This window comes from Ginsengibacter sp. (genome assembly GCF_057362405.1).
On sequence record NZ_JBMQQG010000207.1, the window covers coordinates 1 to 5,515 of the forward strand.

Here is a 5,515-nt window from a genome sequence, read left to right on the forward strand (position 1 = left end):
GATATAAAGCTTACAAACAAAAAAATTAATTACGAAGAATATGACCTGTTGCATTTCTTTAGCCTCGTGAGGCCGTCTGACATTCTACCGCATATTCGAAAATCTAAAAAGCCCTTCGTTGTAACACCATTATTAATTGATTATTCAGAATTTGATAAGCAATATCGCAAAGGCATTTCGGGTAGAATATTTCGCTTTTTTTCAAGTGACCAGATTGAATATTTAAAAACGATTGCAAGATGGGCCAAAAGACAACAACGTCTGTACAGCCCTGCTTACCTGGTGAAGGGCCAACGCCGTAGTATAAAGTACGTACTGAAAAAAGCCGCATTGATACTGCCTAATTCAGAAATGGAGTACAACCGGTTAATCCATAATTATAAAATAACACCCCCCGCCTGCATTATACCTAACGGTATTGAGCCGGACTTGTTCCAGGGCATATTTGATGATGAAAAAGATAATCACATGGTGATATCTGTTGCCCGGATAGAAGGGTTAAAAAATCAAATAAAATTAATAGAAGCGTTGAATAACTCAGCATACCAGCTCTACATTATTGGCAAGCCTGCCATCAATCAAAAAAAGTATTACGAAGAATGTCGAAACCTCGCGGCGAATAATATTCATTTTATAAATCACCTCCGGCAGGAAGAATTAATACCATATTATCAAAAAGCAAAGGTCCACATTCTTCCAAGTTGGTTTGAAACCTGCGGCCTTTCTTCATTAGAAGCAGCAGCAATGGGTTGCAACGTCGTAATAACCGACAAGGGTTATGCTTCAGAATATTTTCAAAACCAGGCATTTTATTGTGATCCATCCTCGCCGGCTTCCATCAGGAAAGCAATTTCAGACGCCAGTAACGGCCAGGTGTGTACGAAGCTCCAACAGAAGATACGCTCCGATTTTACCTGGCAAAGCGCCGCCGCAAAGACTTACGAAGCATATAAAAAAATAGTACCATTATGAAATTAAAAATTGCTATAGCGGGGTGTCGCGGAATCCCCAATCATTACGGCGGTTTCGAACAACTGGCTGAATATCTATCGGTCGGATTGGTTGACAAAGGACATGATGTTACTGTATATAATTCGCACAATCATCCGTACCAAAAAAAAGATTTCAAAGGTGTACGCGTTGCGCATTGCTATGATCCGGAGTACCTGTTAGGTACTACAGGACAATTTGTGTATGACCTGAATTGCATAAAGGATATGCAGAAGAAAAGATTTGATGTTATTTTGTTCCTGGGATATACGAGTAATACAATTTGGGGGCGATTCTTTCCAAAAGAAACTGCTATCATTTCTAACATGGATGGCCTGGAATGGAAGAGAGCAAAATATAATTTCCTCACAAAGCAATTCCTGAAGCGAGCCGAAACATGGGCGATTCAATCCAGCAATTTTTTTATCGCAGATTCAATAGTAATTCAAAACTACCTGCAAAAGAAATATAAAATTAACTGTAAATACATCCCGTATGGAAGCGAAATTTCCAGCTTGAATGACCAGGAATTATTGGCGCCTTATCACGTTTCCACCAAAGAATATTATTTATTGATGGCAAGGATGGAACCTGAAAATAATATCGAAACGATCCTCGATGGATTTTACATGAGCTCCTCAAGAAGAAAATTTCTTGTAATCGGCGGAACGAATAATTCATTTGGCCAAAGGCTTGTGAGAAAATTTAAAGAAGACAAACGGATTCTTTTTGCAGGTGCAGTATATGATAAAACGGTAACGCATACACTTAAATATTTTTCCCATCTCTATTTTCATGGTCATACAGTTGGCGGCACCAATCCTTCGTTACTGGAAGCAATGGGGAGTGGCGCATTAATAGCAGCACATGAAAATGAATTCAATCATGCCGTATTGCAGAAAGATGCCTATTATTTTGAAACAGCAACTGATGTTGAGTACCTGGTTGAATCTGTGAGCCGCAATGAAAAAGAAAAGGAAATGGTTAAAAATAATTTTTTGAAAATTGAAAGTACTTACAACTGGCCGGACGTCATAGATCAGTACAACGATTTTATATTAGATTGTTACATCCGCTCACAAAAATGAAAATGCTCTTTATTATAGACGACTGCCTGGCAAATAAAATTAGCTACTACATAATTGCTGCTTTTCTCATTGCCTTGCCTTTCGACAGATTCTTTAGCGAATGGCTGCTAATAGTCTTCTGCATACACACACTTATTCACTTTAAAATTGATAAACTAAAAAAACTAAAAAACAAAAACGTATGGATCGCAGCATCCGTATTTTTCTTAAGCGTATCAGCTATCATCTACAGTAGCTACAAATCGGAAGGCATGAAGGATAGCATGCAACAATTGGCCATCTTATTATTTCCTGTTTTTCTTTCAGTATCTAACTTAAATCTTGCTAAATATAAATGGCAGCTGTTGGAAATTTTTGGCCTTGCATGCACAGTTACTGTTGTATATCTATACCTGGAAGCTTTTAGGGTTATACATTATTTTCATTTACCGTTAGGTTCTATTTCTAAAAGAGCCTTTATCAATCAAAATTTCACCAGCCCTATTGGATTACATGCTACATATTTTTCTATGTATGTGCTTCTATCGGTTTGCATTTTTCTCTCCCTATTCTTTCGCGGTGCAAATTTCAATAAAGGAAAATATCTTATATACTCCTTAATTCTGTTTGTTGGCCTGGTTCAACTTTCATCGAGGGCTGTTATTATCGCCGCGTTAATTATTATTGTATTTATAATCCCGCTTTTTCTTCTGCAGGGCAAAATAAGGCTGATTTTTTTCTTCAGCGCTTTATCCTTTACTGTCTTAATTTTTGCAATAATAATGCAGGTTACCACTTTAAAAAAACGATACATTTATGATCTCGAAAATGATCTATCTGAATACCGGGATCCGGGCGATCTAACGGAGTCGCGTATGGCAAGATGGAATCTGGAATGGCAACTCATACATAAGTCGCCGCTCCTTGGTTATGGAACCGGTTCCGAGAAATTTGTTTTAAAAGATACCTATTTTGAACATAAGTTTTATAGATCGTATTTACTAGGTTTAAATGCGCACAATCAATTTCTCAGTTTCTTGTTAAATACGGGGTTGATTGGTTTGCTGTTATACCTATATCTTTTTTATTACGGGTTAGGAATCGCGATAAGACAAAAGGACTTTTTATTGCTGGCATTCCTCTCGATCCTTTTAATTGTATCTCTTTCCGAGAATATATTGGATGTAAGCAAGGGCGTTTTATTTTATGGATTCTTCTTTTCATTTTTTTTATTAACTGACTCAAATAAAAATTTGCGCATTAGCAGCTGAAAAACATACTGAGGCAACCTGTTACTATCTTCAAACGTTTATTCTTTTAAAACATCCGCGATTATAAATATGGAAAAGATATCAGCAATGATTATTACATGTAACGAAGAACAGAACATTGGTCGGTGTATTGACTCTCTCTGGCAGGTTGCTGATGAAATTGTTGTTTTGGATTCGTACTCAACAGACAGGACAATTAACATTGCCCGTGAGAAAGGAGCAATCGTTAAGCAGGGAATTTTTTCGGGATATGTTGAACAGAAAAATAAAGCGCTTAAACTAACCACCCACAATTATGTTTTGAGCCTTGATGCAGATGAAATTTTAAGCGAGAAGCTGGTTAACTCAATTTTACGGGAAAAGTTTTCTTTTAGACATTCTGCCTATTTTATGAACCGGTACAATAAATATTGCGGGAAATTTATCAATCATGGCTTGTGGTATCCGAACAGAAAAGTGCGGCTTTTTGATAAACGCGTGGGATGGTGGGGAGGAATGAATCCCCATGATAAAGTAAACCTGAAAGAGGGCATAAAAGCAAATTTTCTAAAGGGCGATATCATACATTATGCTTATGATACTGTTGAAGAGCATTTACAAAGAAATGAAGAACTAAGTACCATCGCTGCTCATTCACTATATGAAGCTGGATTGAAAAAACACAGGTTAAAGATAGTTCTGAGCCCTGCCTGGTCATTTTTTCACGGGTACTTTTTACGACTCGGATTTTTAGATGGTTACTACGGGTTTATTATAGCAAAGCAAACGGCCCATCAAACTTTCTTAAAATACCAAAAATTAAACGGCCTTATAAAGCAGCATAAAAAAGCGGTCAAACTGATCATGAATAATTAACCTCCTTTGAATATCATTACCCGGGACATATTAAAAACACTAGGTTACTTTGATTACTTCGGTTACCCGCTTACGAACGTAGACATTTGCTCTTTTGCCGCTAATCGATATTGCCAGCCGGAAATTGACGAAACACTTAATAAATTAACAAGGGATCAGATCATTTTCCAATTAGACGAATTCTATTCTTTACAAAATAAACCCAGCCTGGCTAATAGAAGACGCAAAGGAAACCAGATGGCTGAACAACAAATAACCATTGCAAAGAAAGCTGCAAGGTTGATAAGCCGCTTTCCATTTGTAGAAACTGTCGCCGTGTCTGGCTCCTTATCCAAACACTATGCCGATGATAAAACAGACATCGATTTTTTTATAATTACAAAGGCTAATCGCTTGTGGATCGCCCGTACATTGATGCACTTGTTTAAGAAGCTTACCTATATTGGTGGTAAGCAACATTGGTTTTGCATGAATTATTATGTTGATGAACTAGGGCTTGAAATACCTGAAAAAAATATTTTTACCGCGATGGAGATTATTACCCTTCTACCTATGGAAGGTTTAGTACATTTCAATAAGTTTAAAGAAGCAAATACCTGGGTAGATGATTTTTTTCCTGCGCACCCGATTGCATCCAATGTGGGAGCAGAACAAGAAAAAGGCTTTGTCTGCAAATGCCTTGAAAAATTATTCAATTCAAAGGCCGGAGATGTTCTTGATAAATGGTTAATGACGGTAACGGATAAACGCTGGAAAAAGAAAACAGAGAAAGGAAAACTTAACGCTAATAATGTAAAGGTTGGAATGGTGGTAAACAGGCATTTTTCAAAACCAGACCCCAAAAATTTCCAGGAAAAGGTACTGCAACAATATGAAAACAGTGTGACGGATCTGTTGCAATTAGCACAGCCAGTCGCAATCACTTTTTAATATATTTTCAAGGCTTTCTTAAAACTTTTTAACCCGCTCCTATTTTTTTTGCAGAGAAATGATATAGTAGTCCCCAATATATTTCCATGGCCATTTACTTTTCCACTTGTCTTCTCTGTCTTTTAAGAAGTTGAAAACTTTGAGATGTTTGTCACCAAAATTTTCGATGTAGGAAGGGGGGACAATTGTGCAAAGGCCTTCAACATGTAGCAGTTTAAATTCAGCGTTTAACCGGTCCGTTATAAAAGATGGATTATAATACCAGCACTTAAAATAAGTATTTTCCACGCGGGCACTTCTCCCCTTCCTGCTAAAGAATCGTCTTGTTGCCGTTTTGAATTCCCCTTTAAAAAGGAGTAAAAATTCCCAAAGGCAGAATTTGGGTAATAGCACCAGCGTAAC

At 37.2% G+C, this 5,515-nt stretch carries 6 protein-coding genes; 5 read left to right on the top strand and 1 reads right to left on the bottom strand.

The window, feature by feature from the left end:
- The 5 genes from ACO1O5_RS17840 to ACO1O5_RS17860 form a co-directional block, all read left to right on the top strand.
- On the top strand, positions 1–972 hold a 972-nt coding region (locus ACO1O5_RS17840), incomplete at its 5' end, for a glycosyltransferase family 4 protein (RefSeq protein ID WP_486272632.1).
- Complete coding sequence (locus tag ACO1O5_RS17845; RefSeq protein WP_486272634.1) at positions 969–2,078, top strand: DUF1972 domain-containing protein; 1,110 nt, start codon at positions 969–971, stop codon at positions 2,076–2,078. The genes ACO1O5_RS17840 and ACO1O5_RS17845, both read left to right, overlap by 4 nt.
- The gene (locus ACO1O5_RS17850) at positions 2,075–3,328 is read left to right on the top strand and encodes an O-antigen ligase family protein (protein ID WP_486272636.1); all 1,254 of its coding nucleotides are present in this window, start codon (positions 2,075–2,077) and stop codon (positions 3,326–3,328) included. The genes ACO1O5_RS17845 and ACO1O5_RS17850 overlap by 4 nt, the downstream gene beginning before the upstream one ends.
- Before the next feature lie 69 nt (positions 3,329–3,397).
- Complete coding sequence (locus tag ACO1O5_RS17855) at positions 3,398–4,183, top strand: glycosyltransferase family 2 protein (protein ID WP_486272637.1); 786 nt, start codon at positions 3,398–3,400, stop codon at positions 4,181–4,183.
- Between the two features lie 6 nt (positions 4,184–4,189).
- The gene (locus tag ACO1O5_RS17860) at positions 4,190–5,113 is read left to right on the top strand and encodes a hypothetical protein (RefSeq protein WP_486272639.1); all 924 of its coding nucleotides are present in this window, start codon (positions 4,190–4,192) and stop codon (positions 5,111–5,113) included.
- Between the two features lie 39 nt (positions 5,114–5,152).
- Here ACO1O5_RS17860 and ACO1O5_RS17865 read toward each other — a convergent pair.
- Positions 5,153–5,515 (bottom strand): hypothetical protein (locus ACO1O5_RS17865; RefSeq protein ID WP_486272641.1); only part of this gene is annotated, 363 nt, incomplete at its 5' end.

Coding starts and splice junctions, on each gene's coding strand:
- ACO1O5_RS17845 (WP_486272634.1), top strand. CDS start 969: ATGAAATTAAAAATTGCTATAGCGGGGTGTCGCGGAATCCCCAATCAT.
- ACO1O5_RS17850 (WP_486272636.1), top strand. CDS start 2,075: ATGAAAATGCTCTTTATTATAGACGACTGCCTGGCAAATAAAATTAGC.
- ACO1O5_RS17855 (WP_486272637.1), top strand. CDS start 3,398: ATGGAAAAGATATCAGCAATGATTATTACATGTAACGAAGAACAGAAC.